The sequence below is a fragment of the Rufibacter sp. XAAS-G3-1 genome, assembly GCF_013623775.1.
Classification (GTDB): domain Bacteria; phylum Bacteroidota; class Bacteroidia; order Cytophagales; family Hymenobacteraceae; genus Nibribacter.
Map to the genome: position 1 here is coordinate 14,575 of NZ_JABFAM010000016.1, position 18,277 is coordinate 32,851.

An 18,277-nucleotide genomic window follows, 5' to 3' on the forward strand; every position below is an offset into this window, starting at 1 on the left:
CCATCAAGTAAAAGCTTGTTACCCTTGCCCATAATTAGTTCAGGTTGTACAAAATCTAACTCAAACTTATGGGAACTCACCTTACAAAAATAGTACGCCCATCACAGATTCTGGGCAAGAACTCGCTTCTTTGCGGCAGTTTCTTTCTCTTGTCTATTGGTGCCCTCAGTCTGCCCGCCCGCGCCCAAAAGGCACCTGTGTCACAAACCGTTTCAATACCCGTAAAGAACACGCTACCCGGCAAATCCATTGATCTGGAACGCCTTGAATTTGTGGCTAACCTCATTGCCGAGGAACATTTAACGGCGGGTCTCATGCCGGGCATGGGCGTGGCGGTTGCCAAGAAGGGGGAAATCATCTTTGAGCGAGGGTATGGCGAAGCAGATGCGGAGATGGGCATCACTGCCGGGCCTGAAACCGTGTACAAGATAGGCTCCCTCACCAAGCAGTTTACCGCTGCCATCATCCTGCGGCTGGTGGAGGCAGGAAAAGTCTCTCTGGAAGATTCTATCACCAAATTTCTTCCAGATTACCCCACCCAAGGAAAGCACGTCACCATACGCCATCTGCTCAACCACACCTCCGGCATTAAGGCGTTCAGGGCCCTGACTGAGGAGAACCGGCAGCGGCTCAGGATAGACCTCTCGTATGCAGAGATGGTTGAACTTTTTGGGAAGCAGCCCTTAGCCTTTCAACCCGGCGAGAAGTATGAGTACAACAACATGGCCTATTACCTGCTGGGTGAAATTATCAGTAGGGTAACCGGTATGCCGTATGCAGACTACGTGGAGCGCGAACTGCTTCAGCCCCTAAATCTTAATAATACCGTTTATTGCCATGACCAACGGGTAATCCCGAACCGGGCCGAAGGGTACGAGTACGAGAAAGGCAAGCTGATCAATGCCCGTTTCGTCAGTATGCAGGTGGCTGGCGCGGCGGGTGCGCTCTGCTCTACTTTGGGAGACCTCATCCGCTGGACGCACCTTTTACATGCTGGCAAGGTGGTGTCCCCTGCGTCACTACGGCAGATGATTTCCCCCACCGTGCTCGCCAGCGGTGATACCGTTGGCTATGGTTACGGCCTCCAGTTAGATGAATTGGGAGGGCATCCTCAAATCTTTCACAGTGGCGGGGCAAATGGCTTTGTATCGGCGCTCGTCCATTTTCCGGCAGACGGATTGACCATTGCGGTACTGGTAAACTCCAACAAAGGAAAGCCCCATGAAGTAGTGAAGGCGCTGGCCCGCGCTGCCTTGGGAATTGAGGTGCAGGACTTACCTCTGGCCGCAGAAGACATGGCCCGTTATCAGGGCACCTTCACGTATCAGTCTGAGCAGAAACTTCGGGAGTTGCGGGTGTTCAGCGAGGAAGGAAAGTTGAAAGCGCAGCTCGTGGGCGGAAAGGCCTTCCGGCTTCGCTACCAGGGAAATCACGTGTTCATCCCCGAAACAGATGACGATGTACGGATTGGCTTTACCGTGAACAACGGCCCTGCGGAAGGCTTCAAGATTCACGAAGGAAGGTGGGAGGTAACTCCCGCGAAAAGGAAGCCTGTACAAAACGTGTCGTTGGGTGCGGAGAACCGGTAACGGCTCATAAATCCTCAAAACGGACTATTTCCTTGGGCAATTTCTTCAAAGGAGCCTTACTTTGAACGTCACAAATTGGTTTTGAGACACCAACTCTCCTCATCAGCCCCTTAAAAACTGAGATTTCTTCTGTCATCAGCTTTCATCACATTTTCTGCGGCTTTCATCACATATTTTATTTTTACTCCTATGATTCCTATATCATTGTTTCAAAATGACCAATCAATGAACGATTTAATATCAAATCCTTCCTACTTCAGAAAGGTAGAGTTTTGGGCCGCTACCACCATCTTTGTTTTTGCGGTGTTTTTCCTGAATACGACTCCATCGGATAAGTCCAGCCGCCTGTTTGAGGAGGCCGGAATCCCGTTCCATTATTATGAAGATTATTACTTTCCGCTGTTAATTAGGTACACGCTTATTTACCTGTCTTTCCTGTTCCTGAACTTCAAGGTGGTACCCAAGTCCATTGCCTGGACGCAGTCTAGTAGGGTAAAAGGAGTTATGTATACCTTCGTTTTATCACTCATCCCCTTCGTGATCATCGGGATGGCTTTTGGTATCACCGATACCTACGCCAAGAACTATCTGTTCACCAGATATAAAACCGAGGACGACACCTATAACGTCATCTTTCAAGACAGTTTCTTTTATGCGTTCCGCTTGCTGTTGCTGTTTGGTTTTTACTCCTTTGTCAAATACACGGGCATCTATCTGCTGTCCAGCTCAGAAGCCATTCAATCTAAATACCGAATCATTACGCGTGACGGGGTTTCGGCAATTGTTCTCTGGATGATCAGTATGTTCCTGTTGCTGGTGGTAGATGCAGAGAAGGAGCTGGTGTTTGGCTGGGGCATAGTAGGCCCGTCAGGGATTTTGCTGTACTGCTATTCTTTCTATGCTCTTATTCCAAAATCGCTCCTTAAAAAGAATCCTTTTAGAGCGTATTTAGGGAGAGCAGTGCTGATACTGATTGCCTCTGTATTTCCTATTGCTTTCTTGGCGCACCTTTTGGGGCAAGACGATGAGTTTAACTTTCCTTTGGCAATCTTCAACGTTTTTTTTCAGTTGCTCATCACGGTGCCGCTTTCCTGGTTGCTGTACCGGCGGCAGATGTTAGGTAATGCAGAGATTCACGTACTTAAAAAAGAACTGGGTCAGTCTACGGCAAACTTTGACTTTCTCCGTTCCCAAATTAACCCGCATTTCCTCTTTAATGCGCTCAACACCATTTACGGAACGGCCATTCAGGAAAACGCGGAGCGCACCAGCGAAGGGGTGGAAAGGTTAGGAAACATGATGCGGTTTATGCTGCAAGAAAACATGCAGGAAAGGATTTCACTGGCCCGGGAGATTGAGTACCTGGAGAATTACATAAGTTTGCAGCGGCTGCGTACCGATGCCAACCCCAAGGTACAGATCAAAGAAGAGATTGAGCAGCCGGTAGCCCCCATCCAGATCTCGCCCATGTTATTGATTCCTTTTGTGGAAAATGCCTTTAAACACGGCATCAGTCTACGGGAGCCTTCGCACATCAATATCACGCTGGAGACAAAAGAGAACAAGCTGTTTTTTGATGTACACAACAGCAAGCACCTAAAGCAGGGCACTGACCCCGAGAAAGACAAAAGTGGCATTGGGTTAAGTAATGTAAAGCAGCGCCTGCAACTTCTTTACCCCGGCAAACACGAACTAATGATAAGGGAGACCGGGAAAGAGTTCTTCGTACACCTTACCTTGCAGGTAACGTAGTTGAGGTACATAGTAAGCCACATTTTGTATGAAAGCCATTGCCATAGACGATGAACCCATTGCCCTGGACATCATCCGGTCGCATGCTTCTAAAGTTCCGTTCCTGGACTTGAAAGCCGAGTTTACCGATGCCTTTGAAGCCCTGGAATACCTGCAGAAAGAAAGCATTGACCTGCTCTTCCTGGACATTAAAATGCCCGACATCTCCGGCATAGATTTCTTCCATTCATTAAGCAAAAAACCACTCCTTATTTTCACCACGGCCTACTCAGAACATGCCGTGACCAGCTTTGAGATGGATGCGGTGGATTACCTGCTAAAGCCGTTCTCTTTAGCCCGTTTTATCAAAGGCTGCAACAAAGCGTTTGAGCTGTATAATTTCAGAAACGCCTCAGAAACGTCTGACCACTTATATCTAAAAACCGGCTATGAACAGATAAAGGTTTTCTTTAATGACATCCTGTATCTGGAGGCTACCGGAAACTACGTCACCTTCGCGCTCAAAGACAAAAACATTCTTTCCAGATGCACTTTCGTGGAGGCCATCAACCTGCTTCCGATAGATAGATTCGTGAGAGTCCACCGTTCTTATGTGGTTTCTCTGGATAAGGTTGACAAGGTGGAAAGGCACCAGGTGACCATTAACCATAAAACCATTCCTTTAAGTGAGGCTTTCCGGCAGAGTTTAGCTGAGTCTCTGAACAGGTAAAACCATTATTTATCCATTTCTGCGTTTTAGCATCTTATGCTTGTTTTGAAAGGGAGACGTAGGGGGGAGTGTTGCGCATAGCGTTAGATAACGGCGAAGCGGAGTAGTGTTTTTGGCCTGTTTTGATAAAAGTAGCCTCAAAACCACGGTACCAACGAATACTTGCGGCAGTGGGCAAATAGACCTCTTGTTTTTGGCTTGATTTCTTAAAAGTAGCCTAAAAACGGTGGTGCAAACAGACGCTTGCCTATAGGAATTCTTCCCTCCAAAAAGCCGGCCCCCTTCCATTCTGCGCGCGGTAAAATCTGAGTTGATGCTGATTCTGAGTACGATGGGCGCGTAAACTTCTCCCCGGTGATTGTCTATGAAGGCGGGCTGTAGGATTACCGTGGGTTGTTTGAGTAGTTAAACCAGGTGGTGCCACCCGCGCTCAAAAAGACCATGAACTGCGAGGTGATTTTCCTCACCCATGCCCAGTGGCAGCACGAAGTCAACCTTTCCATCAACCCCAAGGCCGAAGACCTGATCTGGGCACCGCCATTCAGGAAACCAAGCAGAGCCAGTTCGGCGACATTAACGCCTGGTACCAGCACCAGCTAAAAGCACAATGGGTACGGGAATTCAAAGAGCTTCAGCAAGAAGTAATTCCCTGGTGCGAGATCAGGTACATTTTCTAAAAAGCAGCCTGAAAACACGGGGCTGCTGCGTTTTATCAGTAGCGGCCCCGTGTTTTTCTATTGAGTAAATCAATAGGGGACATGCTATAGCAACTTTGTACCCCTCTAAAGCGAAAAAGCCCTTCAAATAGATTGAAGGGCTTTTTCGCTTTGATAGTTAGAGATATTAATGATCTATATCTTGAATGTTCTATATTTTACTCAGTTAGTATAGATGTACTTTACCTGTTCTGATAAAATAGTAGTGCGGCCAAAGCTTATTTGCTTACCACTACGCGTAGCTGATCTACTTTGCTGCCCCTGATGAGGCGGCAGATGTACACGCCCTTCGCGAGAGATTGACTGTTGAGTGATACCTCATAGTCTCGCCCGCTTTCGGTTTGGTCATCATAGAGAGTTGCTACTAAGCGGCCCATGGCGTCATATACCACTAACTTGGTTTGCGCACTTTCTGCCGAGCGGAAGCGGATGGTAGCTTGGTCTGTGAAAGGGTTAGGGTAAGCACTAAATGCCAGAAGTTGACCGCCCTGGTCTTGCGCTACTTTGGCGCTAGCTAAAGTTGAGGTGTTGAGGCAAGAGCCCGTTACGTTTACGGTGACGGTAGCGGTAGAGGAGTTTCCACGGTCATCCGTCACGGTGATCGTTACTTGATTGGCTCCCAAGTCGGCGCAGGTGAAGGTTGACTTGCTCAGGGTCATAGAGGCAATGCTGCCGCATCTGTCCCAGCTTCCCCAATCCACATCGGCGGCCTCAATGGTGCGCGTGCCATTATTATCCAAAGCAACCGTAAAGCCAGCGGCCAACACCGTAGGGCCCTCTCCGTCTACTACGTTAATGGTAACGGTTTCCGTAGCACTGTTTCCACTGTCATCCGTCACGGTGATCGTTACTTGATTGGCTCCCAAGTCGGCGCAGGTGAAGGTTGACTTGCTCAGGGTCATAGAGGCAATGCTGCCGCATCTGTCCCAACTCCCCCAATCCACATCGGCGGCCTCAATGGTGCGTGTGCCCTTGTTCGTGATGGCAACCGTGAAGCCAGCGGCCCGAATGATGGGTGGCGATGTGTCAAGGCCAGTATCTCCCATGCCCGTAATTGTGGCATTAGAAGTGGTCACCAGTAATTTATCAAGATGAGCGCCATCTTCCCGGTAGGCAATTGTAATGGTGTGCTGCCCAACAGCCAGGTTGGCACTTGTTAACCTCATCCATTGCCAGCCAGAGGTAGCAAGTCCATTCACCGTTACAAAAGGCCCGTTGTCAATCTTTACCCAATAGCTATCGTCATTGGCTGTGGGGGCATTGAGCCTTGTCACAAAGTTATAAGTGGCCGCACTATCTGTCATAAACGAAAATACAACAGATCCACTTGCACCTGCTGGAGCTGCGGCAGTACTGTTTAAACCACTCTTTACGGTGACATAAGACCCATTGGCAGCGGCAGTGTCAGCTACAATATTCCAGTCAGAACCTACTATGGCGCATTCTGCTTCCATCCATATTCTCTTACCAAGCGGTTCAGCGGGTAAAACAGGGTTATTAGTTCCCCACCACTTGTACCAGCGTTGGTAATCTATCTGAGGGTAGGGATTAACTGTGATGTCAGTATTGGTATTGGCTTTATCAAGAAGAAATTTGTCCACAAAAGCTTCTATGGCAGGACTCTGGCTTGCTGGAATGGCGCAGTGGCCGTGACCGCCATCTATATAGAAACCGAACCGGTCTCCTATACCCAGTGTCTTGTAAACCTCATGGGTTGCTCTGGCAGATACATAGGCAGACGGGTTAGCCAGCCACTCAAAGTCTGTGTTACCCGTTACCAGTAATGCTCTTGGTGCAATCATAGCCATCAACTCATGGTGGTCATGGGGGAGCCTGGAAACGTTGTTGCCGGCAAATTGGCGCATGTCTTCCCTAAACCATCTGTAATCGGTTGCACCCAGTTTTTCCACGCTACCAAGGGTCTCAGAAACCCGCCAGGCTGGAGCGCCACCCCCGCCCGATTCCTGGGCAATGGTGAGGGCAATTCTCTCGTCTAATGCACCAGAGAACAGCGCCATTTTACCAGCGTAGGAGCATCCGGTTACAGCCAGGTGCTTTAAGTCTATGGGTAGACTTGACTGCACCAGCTCCAAGCCATCAATGAGGCGGCTGACACCCCAGGCCCAGGCACTGTATTGGCCTGCATTGTCAAGGTTCTGATCTGGGTAAAGGCGGTAGTAGGGGTTGGTTAATTGCGGATTGCCGTACGTGGTTACCTGATTGGCGTTGAAAGCAATTCTGGCAATACTACGGCTTGAGAATATGTTAGCGGGAACACTTCCATTCTGACTATTCATCCCAATAACCGCAGGGAAAGGACCAGTACCTGTAGGAAGTATTACCTGTGAAGTCAGAGTAAGGGTTTGGCCGTTTACCGTTACGTTCACTGTAAGTGTACCGCCGGTTGCGCTGGGGGCGAAGGCAGCCGTAATGGTTTCCGGTCGGCTGGGTTTGGTTCCTATTTCATAGTGTTCAATTTCTGCTTTGATTTCATTGCGGCGGCGTTCCCAGTCGCTGAAATTGGTAGAACGTCCGCTACCGTCAGACCACATAAACGGATCTGGCAAAGGTTCTATGACCGGCAGTTGACTGAAGGATGGTAAGGGAGGGGGGGTATAGCCTGCACCGGTGTTTTCAACGCTGTACACCAGTGGGACCTGCGCATAGGTTCTTTGGCAGAAAAGGCTAAGAAGAAGGGCTAAGATGGTAATTTTTGTTTTCATCTTTTTTGGGTTAGGGGGTTAGAAAAATGTATTAAGAGTTAAAGGAAATAATCAAACCAATGTAATTACTCGCTGTTTTCTCACTGCTCTTCGCCGCCGCCCTCTTCTGCGCCAGCCCTCATGGATGATGGGCTACCTAGGCTATGAAAATAAGATATTGCTCTGTTGGGAGCATGCCCAATGCCTGCCCTCTTGGAAGACAACTTCAATAAGCCTCTTAAGCTCATCAAAGTCTCTTCCCCCCTAACCGTGAACAAGGAGCGTTATCCTAATTATCTGCCAACTGAAGCTTTTTCACTTTGAAAGGTGAAAGTCCTAACCACTTTAAACATGTTTTTGCTTTTCCCAACTCCCGCAAGAACAACTCTAGCCCAATCAACCTAAGTTCTAATGCGTCTAACCTTCTCTTTGAAATAAACTTAGAATAATTTTACCATAATTTTACCATAATTGCAACCGATTGCAAAAAAAAACATCATAAATTAAGGGTTTTCCAAAAAGAAGTGGCCTGTAGTTCAGATAACACTATTGAAACCGATATCAATAATCTTTAGAGAGTATGAGAGAAGGTGATGGCAGAGTTGTACGTAATGACAAATCTGTCTCTATTTAGTAATAGGAGTAGAATCCACGCAGCCTTATAGAAAGGAGTTGAGAAAGCAAATTGAGCAGTGATTAACTGGTGTTCCGCCATTGTGCTGGTGGTTCCCGGCAAGTCTGGAGACTCGCTTCATCCCGTGGCACGAGACTGGAATCTCGCGCCAGTACTTTCTGCCTGCCTGCTTCCGTGATGCCGTCTGCTCCATAAGACCTCGTAGTGTGCGTAGCTCCTACGAGCGCCTTCACCCAACCGTTTAAGGCTAGTTTTTCTAAAAACAGCCTTAAAACCTGTGAGGGTCTCCAAGACCTCACAGGTTTAGAACCATTCTGGCCCATTTTCCTGAAACCAGTCCCAAAACGCTGGGCGAAGGGAGGCTTTCTGCACCCGCAGAAAACCAGCCGTAGAAAGCAATGCGTGCAGGGGACAAGTTGGTGCCTGATCTCTACCGAAATCTAATAACGCCGGATTCCACGTTTTGAGCCTATTTTCCGTAAAACAGCCCCCAAACCCATCGGCGGTGCTCCCCACTTTGGGGGTGAGCCCTCTTGTTGCGGAAAACCAGTGTATCCTACCGCACGTGTAGCGCTAGCATAAATGTGGTTGACATGAAACGGCACACGTATCATTCTTATAGGAGAATGGGAGGAAAGAAAGTCCTTTGCCCCACGTGTACGCTTGTGCCTGAATCCTTGTACCTGAGCTTCATGAAACAGAAAGCTGTTTCTGGCCTGTTTTCTTAAAAGTAGCCTAAAAACGATGGCATAAGGCCACGCTTGCGCCGGAACCGAAGACGGCGATAGGTCACTATGCATAATTCCTTTTACCAGAAGTACACGTGGCGGCCTTTCTTTTTCTTACCTGAGGTTCTGGAACGCCGTTAGCATCACTTACACCTGAAAGCTGTGGCAAGCCCCTTTTTCTGCCTTATTTTATGGGTGGTGAAATACCCCTGGCAGCTTAGTCATAAAAGGTCGTATACTGCATGATATTTCCGGATAAGACAAATGGAGAAGGATCTTTCTAACGCTGTTTCACCCTCGCACGCGCCTAAGTTAAAAGAACTGTCGGCCACCGCTATCTGCGGGAACGATATCACTTCCTCGTGCCTCTACGTTTCGGCGCTGGCCATTATCTACGCGGGGCAGTACGCGTGGGTGGCGCTTCTGATGGTGGGTGGGGTGCTGTACCTGTTCCGGAGCATCTATGGGGAGGTGGTGGGCGCCTTGCCGTTGAACGGAGGGGCTTACAATGCGTTGCTCAACACCACCAGCAAGAGCACGGCCTCATTGGCGGCCTGCCTTACGCTGCTATCCTACATGGCTACGGCGGTTATTTCGGCCAGCGAGGCCATGCATTACGTGCACCATTTGTGGGAAGGGTTGCCCATTATTTATGCTACCATTGGACTGCTGGCGCTTTTCATGGGCTTGACCATTATGGGTATTGGGGAATCATCCATTGTGGCGGTCATCATTTTTATCACCCATATTTTCACGCTCACGCTTTTGGTGGTGGTGGGAGCCATTTTCCTGTTCAACAATGGGGTTGACACGCTGTCCCTCAATTACAGCCAGCCCTTGCAGGGAAGTATTTGGAAAGCCTTGTTTTTCGGCTTTGCCGCCGCCATGCTGGGTATCTCGGGCTTTGAGAGTTCGGCAAATTTTGTGGAAGAACAGGCACCGGGTGTTTTCCCCAAGACCTTGCGCAACATGTGGCTGGCCGTGACCATCTTTAACCCGCTTACGGCTTTTCTGGCCATCGCCATTCTTCCTATGGCCCAGGTGGCCGAAAACCAGACGGCTTTGCTGGCCTTTCTGGGAGAGGTAACGGGCGGGAAGTGGCTGGCGGTGTTGGTCTCTGTGAATGCCGCCATGGTGTTGAGTGGCGCGGTGCTCACTTCCTATGTGGGCGTTACCGGATTGGTGCACCGCATGACCCTTGATCGCTGTTTGCCCCAGTTTTTGTTGATCACAAACAAAAGGGGCTCCGCCTTTCTGATCATGATCAGTTTCTTTCTGCTGTGCGTTTCCATCCTGTTAATCACGAAGGGCGACATTGCGGCCTTGGCGGGCGTGTACACTATCTCTTTTCTGAGTGTGATGGCCTTGTTTGGGGTAGGGAATATTCTGCTGAAAATGCGTCGTAACCGGCTGCCCCGCCCGGTGCGGGCCTCCGGGATGGTGCTGTTTGTGGCCATCTCCGCCGTTTTAGCGGCCCTGGTAGGCAATGCAATCTTGAACCCTCCCTACGTATGGGTTTTCCTGAAGTATTTCATCCCCACGGTATCAGTTGTGTTCATTATGCTGTTCCGGATCAGGCTGCTTCGTTTCTTCACTTACTTGTTGCAGCAGATTGAGCAGCCCCTGGAAAAGATACTCCCCATTACGTCTTATACCATGAAGCGCCTGATCAGCACCATCAAGTCTCAGGAGTTCGTCTTCTTTACCCGGGGAGACAACATCGCGAACATCAACCAGGTCATGCGCTACATTGTGGAGAATGAGCATACCAGCCGGCTTAAGATTGTGAATGTTCTTGGGGAAGGGGAGGAGCCCCCTAAAAAGCTGATGCACGAGGTGGAAGTCCTGGATCGCGCCTATCCGGAACTGGTGGTGGATTTCGTCATTATCAGAGGGAGGCACTTTGGGCCGGAACTTATTCAGGAGCTCTCGTCTAAGTGGAAAATACCTAAAAATTTCATGTTCATCGGCTCGCCGGGAGACCGCTTTCCGTATGGCTTGCAAGAATTGGGCGGTGTGCGGCTGGTTATCTGATTAGTCTTCGGCCTTGCCGCCTTTTGCAGATGTCAGCAGAGTAGGGGTTGTTGTGTTTCAGGAAGGCATCTGCTTTGGAAAACCCATCTGCCTGGATTTGTCCGGGATGTGCTGTGTTATCCCAGCTAAATATTTTGGCTTAGGATATTCTTAAATTATCCTGTCTGAGGTATTCATGTATTGAGGCATTGGCCTGTATAGTTCAAATCAACAGAAGGGTTTGTGCTGATTTTGCAGAAAGTAAGAGAATACCCAGTAATTGGCCGAATCTTTGCCTAGCAATACCTGAACTAAGATGGGTATGAGAAACACAGGGCGCACCACAGACCAAACTCCAAAAGAAAATTCTATAACTGCCTCAGGGAGCCATGCCGCTCAGTACACGGTTGTCAGGCATGGGTTTATGTTAGACAAGAGGTTTGCCAGCTTTTATGAGGCCTACATGTATGGCTTAAACAAATTCTGCTCGCAGGATTTTCTGGTGCAGAAACTTGAGCCTTAGGGTATACCTATGGAATGGTTACAATTAGCAGGAGTGTGTAAATAGTGAGGGCTGGTTCTGAGATCAAATGCCGGAGGAAGAATCTCTACTTGTAGTAACGTTAACTAATACTCTTAATGGTTCCTTTTTTGTCTCTGCTTTTATGTGGAAATAGATGCACGGAATCTGCTGTTCCCTTGGCTTGTCTGTTTTTTGCGTGGGTGCAAGTGCTGTATTGTTTCATCTGTTCCGCTAAGCGCTCACGGCCGCGGGGCCCCGTCTTCCCCTCTCGCACTGCCCTTTCGGCCTGGGAAGTCCTTTGCTCTTAGCTGAGGTCTGTCCAGGGCCAAAAGCGAGGCGCGCTCGGGGAAGACTGGAACTGGGGAATGTAAAGGCGTTAGTAACAGGAGCAAAGGCAGGAGCGGTTATTGGTTACATTGCCCCTATTCCCCTGCAAAAGCGCATTCCTCTCCTCGGAGGGGTAGGGGTGGGTTTCGCTCTCCACCATCTCCCTCCAAGTCGCACCAATCATGCATAATGGTACAAGGTAGTAACATTAAATAACGTGAGTTTGATGCAAGAATAACAACAAACAAGGCTTTGCGAGTAAAAGGAGGGGGAAGCCAACCTTTAACAAGCAAAGCCATGAAGAATCATAGAATTTTTTTGCCAAGTACACGATTTCTGGAAAGAGTTCCGAGGGGAATGGGAGAAGAACTTACTTAAAGGAAAGCAGCGCAGGAGACCTTGCGGTCTGTGCATGAGCGAGGTGATGGCCATTGCTGTCCTGTTCCATCTCTCTGGCTACCGCACCTTCAAGGACTACTACCAGGGGCTAGTGCTCAGAGACTACCGCGCTTTCTTCCCGCACCTGGTCTCCTACGGCAGTTTCACAGAGCTCATGCAGGACTGCGCAGTCCCGCTGGCCCTGTTCATGCACAGGAGCAGACTGGCGCAAAGAGGGGGAGTAGCCTTCATACGACTCCACCTCTTTATCCGTCTGTCAGAACCCGCGCATCCACCAGCACCGGGTGTTTGCCGGCTCCGCCAAAAGAGGCAAGGCTTCCACCGGCTGGTTCCTGGGCCATAAGCTGCACGTGGTCATCAACCACCTAGGGGAGATCGTCTCCTTCTGTATAACCCCGGGCAACACCGATGACCGAAAGCCAGTGGAGCAACTCACCCAGGGTATGTGGGGCAAGCTATCCGCCGACATGGGCTACATCAGCCGGAGCTTGAAGGAAAAGCTGAAAGCGAAAGGAGTAGAGTTCATCACCAGGCTAAGGAGCAACATGAAAAGGCAGGCCCTTGCCCAGTTCGAGCAGCTCATGCCCAGGAAACGGCCACTGATTGAGTCGGTCAATGGGCTTCCTCAAGAACTACCTTCCAGATACAGCATACCCGCCACAGAAGCAGGCATAATTGGCTGGTAAACGTGCTCTCTGGTCTGATTGCCTACTCTTTCCTACCGCAAAAGCCCAGCCTCAAATTCTTTCAGAATAAAACTGAACTACTTACACTTTAGTCTTAGCTCGAACTTACGTTGATTAAGGCCCTCAGATTGAAAGGTAGATTGCGGTAGACAATGTAACGCCACGGGACAACAGCAACCTTGTGAGTTAAAAAAAGCCCCTCAGAATGAACTGAGGGGCTTTGTAGTAGTCCGTAGGAGTAAATTATCGAACCTTATCCCCAATGATTTAATAGCTTTATATAACTACCTGCAATAGGTGAATATAAGAAGTACTTAAGTACATGTAGTTTGCAGTATAGATAATGAGCCAGTCCGAGGAGATAGATGAGGCTTTTATATTGATTAGTAAAACTTTAAGTCATTTAAAAACTGACTTAAATGGGAGTTCATTATATTGTCCTTCATAAATGCACCGGGTGCTTAACACTTAGTTAGGCTGAGATGATACCCGGAACCTGATTTGGATAATGCCAGCGTAGGAATGCAGTATGCAAAATTGTCCATTTGTACTCAATTCCATTGGCTTATGCCAGGTGAGTGGAGTTTTGTTTTAAATAAACATAAAATGGATATAGAAAAAGCAGCTTTCGGATTAATCCCCAAAGCCAGCGGAACTGGCAAAACAGACCCGAATGGTTCTTTAACCGCGAGAATAACGACACCTACGAACTCTGGTATGAAGGCAGGTACAGGCGGGCAGAGGTCTGGCAGAAGAAGATAATGGAACAGCTCGTCTCCAAAGACGGGCGAATCAAAACGTTGCTTGAGTTTGGCTGCGGCACTGCCCGTTTCACCGGGTGGTGGAAAGAGATCGGGATCGAGGCTACCGGAGGGGATCTCTCGCCCCTGTTGCTTTCTCAAGCTATCCATCTGTTTGAGGGGAACCTGGTATTGGCAGACTCCCACCACATGCCTTTTAAAGACCATATCTTCGACGCGCTTGCCTTTATAACTACGTTTGAATATCACAAAGACCCTGTAAAATTAATCCGGGAGGTGACCGGGCAAGTTCTAACCCCATTTCGTGCAGGTGCACCCGCGCTGCTTTGAGGAGATGCAGGCAAGGTACCCCAACCTCATCCGGAACGAGCTGTGCCTGTATAGCTACTGCCACAGCAACCTCTCTAACAAAGAAACCGGGGCCCTGCTCAACATAGAGCCTGCCAGCTTGCGGCGGGCCGAGACGAGGCCCCATAAAAAACTTCCCAGGACAAGGGCGAAAGTATGCCTGATAGCGGCGCACCAAAGGCCGATTTTTCATCTATTTCAAAAAAATCATTAGTAATTCTCTTCCGGGCTCTGTTTCTTCTACCCGCTTTCTTAACCTCTAGAGGGTAAGTCCTTAAAGTCTGTTTTAATTCAACCAGTTGATTTTCAAAATCTTGAAAATGCTGTAAATGTTTTGCCTATTGCTATGTTTTAGGATATAACTGCTTTATTATTTAAATTAAGTTTTTTGAATATTTATAATCCGGGTATAACTTTATATTTATGGCAGACTAGCCACAGATAAGCAGGAATAGTAAAGAAGTCCTTGAAACCCTGGGGCAGAACTTTTCTTGGGTAGCAACTACCACACTTAATTCTATTTTTATATTGAAATGAAGAGACGCCCTAATTCCATTGTCCCCGGTAAAATCAGAGCCCTGTTTAGTATGCTACTGGTAATTTTTTCCCTGGGGTACGGCTCCGCAGCGTTAGGCCAATCTACCGGTGTGCGCATAGGCACTAGTCCCGCTGCCCCGCCAGACCCCAGCGCCATGCTAGACATTGCCGCTACTGATAAAGGCCTGCTCATTCCGCGCCTTACGGAAGTGCAGCGCCAAGCCATTGCCAGCCCGGCTACCGGCCTGATGGTTTTCCAGACCGACGGTTCTTCGGTGGGCTTCTGGTACTATGTTAGCCCGGGCGGCTGGACGGCTCTGAGCCCCGGCGGTGATAATTTAGGCAACCACAAGGCTACTCAAAACCTGAACCTCTCTGATAAAGTGCTGGTGGGGCAAACAACGTCTGCTGCCGCTGTAAGCGCCAGCGGCTTAAGGGTAGACTCTGACGGCAAGGTGAGCATAGGCCCTAAACGGAATGCCACAGTTTACGCGGGGTTAGAAGAACATACTGGCGCCGGTATTCTTTCTACCGGAACATTTAAGTCGGATAGTGATTTTAATACCATATCAGGTGCTGGCACCAGATTGCTCTGGTCGCCGGAAAGGGCCGCTTTCAGGGTGGGCCAGGTAAGCGGTGGCCAGTGGGATGGCGCAAACGTGGGCCGTAATTCGGTAGGGATGGGCTCTGACGTCGTGGCTTCGGGCAGTAATGCCATTGCCTTGGGTAACGGAACAAGAGCTACCGGTGAAAATTCGTTTGCATCAGGCCATAACGCTATAGCCTCCGGTAATTATTCGTTTGCATCAGGCAACTCCGTAACAGCTTCCGGGCACTATAGTACTGCCATAGGTTCAATGGTATCTACAGATAATAGGCAAGGCGGAGTAATTATGGGCGACAACGGCTCTTATGGAATGATTACTAAACCAACTGCCAATAACCAGATGATAATGCGCTTTACTGGTGGTTATATACTATACTCCACTGCAAATGCTACTTCTGGCGTAGAGGTGGCTGCGGGGGGCGGTTCCTGGAGCTCTGTTTCAGACAGCACCCGCAAAGAGAACTTCCGCCCCATAGACGCTGAGCAGGTACTGCTTAAAGTGGCAGCCCTGCCCGTCACCGAGTGGAACTACAAGTCTCAGACCCCAAATGAACGCCACATAGGCCCCATGGCTCAGGATTTTTACTCCGCCTTCCGTCTTGACGGCATCGGCCGCGACACCACCATTAACACCATCGATATTGATGGAGTGAACATGGTCGCCATCCAGGCACTGGAGAAAAGAACAAGGGAGCTGCAAAAGCAGCTAGAGCTGCTACTTCTTCAGAATGCCGCGCTGCAAGCCAACGCCCAGAAAACCGATGCCGCCTTGCAACACCTGCAGGAGCAGGTGGCCAAACTCTCAGGTGAAGTGCCTGTCAGTCCCCAAGCCCAGAAATAGTTTATAGAAAAGCAATCAGGCGAATAGCTTATGCAATTTTTAAAAGGAATGAAAGCAGCGTTGCTTTTCCCTGTTTGCCTGGGTTGTCTGGCCTCTGAGGGGCAGGCCCAGGACATCATCACAAATAACGGAGCCTCCATTTTTGTATCTGGCGGGGCGGTGCTTACCGTGAAAGGCGGTTTCGTGAACAGCAGCGTCAGCGGGGCCGCCGTGCCTTCCGTAGAGAACAACGGAACCATCCAGGTATCAGAAAATTGGCAACTTAACAGCCCGGCTTTATATACCGGTACCGGCACCTTAGAACTAAACGGCACCGGCGCGCAGCAGATTTCCGGTACAGCGGTCCATAACCTGCAAGTAAACAATAGTGCCGGTGCTACGCATTTGGATTACCTTACCGTTACTGGCAATTTAACCTTTACCAATGGTAGTTTAACGGCCGCCGCTGGTAAATCCATAGTCCTGGAGGGCAGCATCACGGAAAACAATGACCGCCTTTATGAAGGAGAGCTAACCAAAGTTATGCCCGTAAGCCCTGCAACTACCAGCCAGCACTTTGGCAACATAGGCGTTACTTTTCAGAACCCAGACGGCGGTGACTGGGGCCAAGTAACCATTTCTCGGATAACCGGGGCTCTTGGCGCAATAGTCAGCCCGAACAACCCCGATGTACAAGGTATTGAACGGCACTGGGATATAGAAACGCAGTTTACGCCCGCAGACAAAACTATTGACCTTACTTTAAGTTGGCTCACCAGTGAGAATAACGGGCTAGCCTTTCCCGAAAACCTGGCCCAGGTATGGAAAAGTGAAGACAAGGGGGCAACCTGGCTGCCCGTTGGAGGAATGGTACCGATTAACTTGTCTATGTACGGGAATTTGCAGAGCGTAACAGTGCAGACCGGGAGTTCCGCCATGTGGACCGTCAGTAATGTGCCCGTTCCTTTGCCGGTCACCTGGCTTTCTTTTGAGGGCAAGGCCACTGCGGCAGGAATTCAACTGTCCTGGTCAACTGCTTCTGAGATAAACTCATCCTCCTTCATAGTACAGCGGGCTGTCAACGCAAAAGACTTTTCTGATCTTGGGGAAGTGGCCGCCGCCGGCACCAGTGCCCTTCTGCAGAGGTATGGATTTATGGATAACACGGCTGCGGCTGGCCAAGGCATTTTCTACTACCGCCTGCGCCAGGTAGACTTAGACGGAAACTTTGAGTACAGCAAAGTGGTGGCCGTAGAACGGAAGGGTAAATCAGCAGCGATGAAGATTTCAGTATTCCCAAACCCCTTCATCGTTCATGGGCTCGGGCTTACGGTGGATTTTGATAGGTCCGGAATGGCTGCCGGTTTCCGTCTCTATGACCTGCAGGGGAAAACCCTATACAGCAGCCAGACAGAAGTAAAGGATGGCAGGGTGATACTGGGGGAGCTGCCTGAGCTGGCCGAGGGTCTGTACCTGCTGGAGGTCATTGCCGAGGGAACTACTCAGGTGTTCAAGCTTAGAAAGGAGTAAAAATTGCCTTTTAAAAGAGCCAAGACCATCACGGTGCGGGACTCTGCGGGCACCACTTTCTTTACCACTGAGGTGCAATTGAAATCTTCCAGCAACAGGTATTGACTGGTGCGCAGGGCGTCAGAGGAATGGGTGAGAAACGCTAGCCGTTCACTCCGCTCCATCAACTGTATAAACTGATGGAAATTGGAGAGGTCTTCGTCAGTGGGTTGGTCCAGGTAGTATCCCTTCTGCCTTGGGCAAAAGGTAATATTAACGCCATAACAATTAAATATGTCTTTCTTATCACGCTCAAATGTTCGATAAGAAATGGGTTCCAACATTTCTTCCTCTAATCGATGCCGTAACTTCTCTTTGGTAGGGTACCGAAAGGGCGGTTGAACCAGGCGTAGGATGGCTAGGTGTCGCCTGATTATAGCAAGATGGTTCATTGATTCAATTTTGGATACCTTATTCATAGGAAGATATGAATTTAAGCTTAAGGAACCGTGAGGGTAGCCACCTTTATATTGTTTTTCAAATAGACGATAAGCTATTAAGCCAAACTTATAAAGTAGGTTGGAGAGCAGCAGAGAAGGGTGATGTAGTAGGAGGAATACGGTAAGGTTGGGCGAAAAGAGGCTTAGCGAACCAAGCGGGTGAACTCGCTTTTAGGCGGAGATATCGCAGAAAATGGCGGGAAAACAAAAAGGGGAAAAGCTGGATATTTCCTGCTTTTCCCCTCTGGTAGTCCGTAGGGGAATCGAACCCCTGTTACCAGAATGAAAATCTGGTGTCCTAACCCCTAGACGAACGGACCATCTTTCGGTTTTGATGGTGCAAATATAGAAGGGTGATTCTGATCTGCCAAACATCTGAAAGAAAAAAGTTCAGCTTTTGCTTTAGATGCGGTCTTT

The 18,277-nt window shown here is 49.2% G+C and carries 11 protein-coding genes, 1 tRNA gene, 1 pseudogene and 1 riboswitch; of the genes and pseudogenes, 10 read left to right on the forward strand and 3 right to left on the reverse strand.

Annotated elements, in window-relative coordinates:
- Positions 1-68 precede the first annotated feature (68 nt).
- The 4 genes from HHO50_RS16740 (at position 69) to HHO50_RS16755 (ending at position 4,727) form a co-directional block, all read left to right on the forward strand.
- Positions 69-1,589, forward strand: coding sequence for a serine hydrolase (locus HHO50_RS16740; protein WP_255478791.1), 1,521 nt, complete (start codon positions 69-71; stop codon positions 1,587-1,589).
- Positions 1,590-1,814: 225 nt separating this feature from the next.
- Positions 1,815-3,341, forward strand: coding sequence for a sensor histidine kinase (locus HHO50_RS16745; protein WP_181307616.1), 1,527 nt, complete (start codon positions 1,815-1,817; stop codon positions 3,339-3,341).
- A 28-nt stretch (positions 3,342-3,369) separates the two neighbouring features.
- Positions 3,370-4,050, forward strand: a complete 681-nt coding sequence (locus HHO50_RS16750) for a LytTR family DNA-binding domain-containing protein (RefSeq protein WP_181307618.1) — start codon at positions 3,370-3,372, stop codon at positions 4,048-4,050.
- 476 nt (positions 4,051-4,526) lie between these two features.
- A complete protein-coding gene (locus tag HHO50_RS16755; protein WP_181307620.1) occupies positions 4,527-4,727 on the forward strand; it encodes a hypothetical protein in 201 nt (66 codons plus the stop codon).
- Between the two features lie 257 nt (positions 4,728-4,984).
- Here HHO50_RS16755 and HHO50_RS16760 read toward each other — a convergent pair whose 3' ends face one another.
- Positions 4,985-7,489, reverse strand: coding sequence for a T9SS type A sorting domain-containing protein (locus tag HHO50_RS16760; protein ID WP_181307622.1), 2,505 nt, complete (start codon positions 7,487-7,489; stop codon positions 4,985-4,987).
- A gap of 1,605 nt (positions 7,490-9,094) precedes the next feature.
- On the opposite strand from HHO50_RS16760, the gene HHO50_RS16765 reads away from it, so the two are divergent.
- The 6 genes and pseudogenes from HHO50_RS16765 (at position 9,095) to HHO50_RS16785 (ending at position 17,381) form a co-directional block, all read left to right on the forward strand.
- Entirely contained in the window at positions 9,095-10,864 is a 1,770-nt protein-coding gene (locus HHO50_RS16765) for an APC family permease (protein ID WP_181307624.1), read from the forward strand.
- 1,473 nt (positions 10,865-12,337) lie between these two features.
- Positions 12,338-12,778: pseudogene (locus HHO50_RS21055) on the forward strand (IS982 family transposase); the annotation flags it as partial.
- Positions 12,779-13,221: 443 nt separating this feature from the next.
- Positions 13,222-13,318, forward strand: a riboswitch (TPP riboswitch).
- A complete protein-coding gene (locus HHO50_RS21580) occupies positions 13,280-13,540 on the forward strand; it encodes a hypothetical protein (RefSeq protein WP_370457621.1) in 261 nt (86 codons plus the stop codon). Its footprint overlaps the riboswitch before it by 39 nt.
- Positions 13,540-13,869: a class I SAM-dependent methyltransferase gene (locus HHO50_RS21585; RefSeq protein ID WP_370457622.1), complete on the forward strand. Its 330-nt coding sequence runs from the start codon at positions 13,540-13,542 to the stop codon at positions 13,867-13,869. The genes HHO50_RS21580 and HHO50_RS21585 overlap by 1 nt, the downstream gene beginning before the upstream one ends.
- Before the next feature lie 605 nt (positions 13,870-14,474).
- On the forward strand, positions 14,475-15,872 hold the full coding sequence (locus HHO50_RS16780) for a tail fiber domain-containing protein (protein ID WP_181307626.1): 1,398 nt from the start codon (positions 14,475-14,477) through the stop codon (positions 15,870-15,872).
- Between the two features lie 48 nt (positions 15,873-15,920).
- Positions 15,921-17,381 carry a T9SS type A sorting domain-containing protein gene (locus tag HHO50_RS16785; RefSeq protein WP_181307628.1) on the forward strand — a complete coding sequence of 487 codons (1,461 nt, stop codon included), beginning with the start codon at positions 15,921-15,923 and terminating at the stop codon, positions 17,379-17,381.
- On the opposite strand, the gene HHO50_RS16790 is transcribed toward HHO50_RS16785, so the two are convergent.
- A complete protein-coding gene (locus HHO50_RS16790; protein WP_181307630.1) occupies positions 17,354-17,704 on the reverse strand; it encodes a hypothetical protein in 351 nt (116 codons plus the stop codon). The two genes, HHO50_RS16785 and HHO50_RS16790, sit on opposite strands and share 28 nt — an antisense overlap.
- 401 nt (positions 17,705-18,105) lie before the next feature.
- Positions 18,106-18,180: transfer RNA gene (locus HHO50_RS16795), tRNA-Glu, on the reverse strand.
- Positions 18,181-18,277 lie beyond the last annotated feature (97 nt).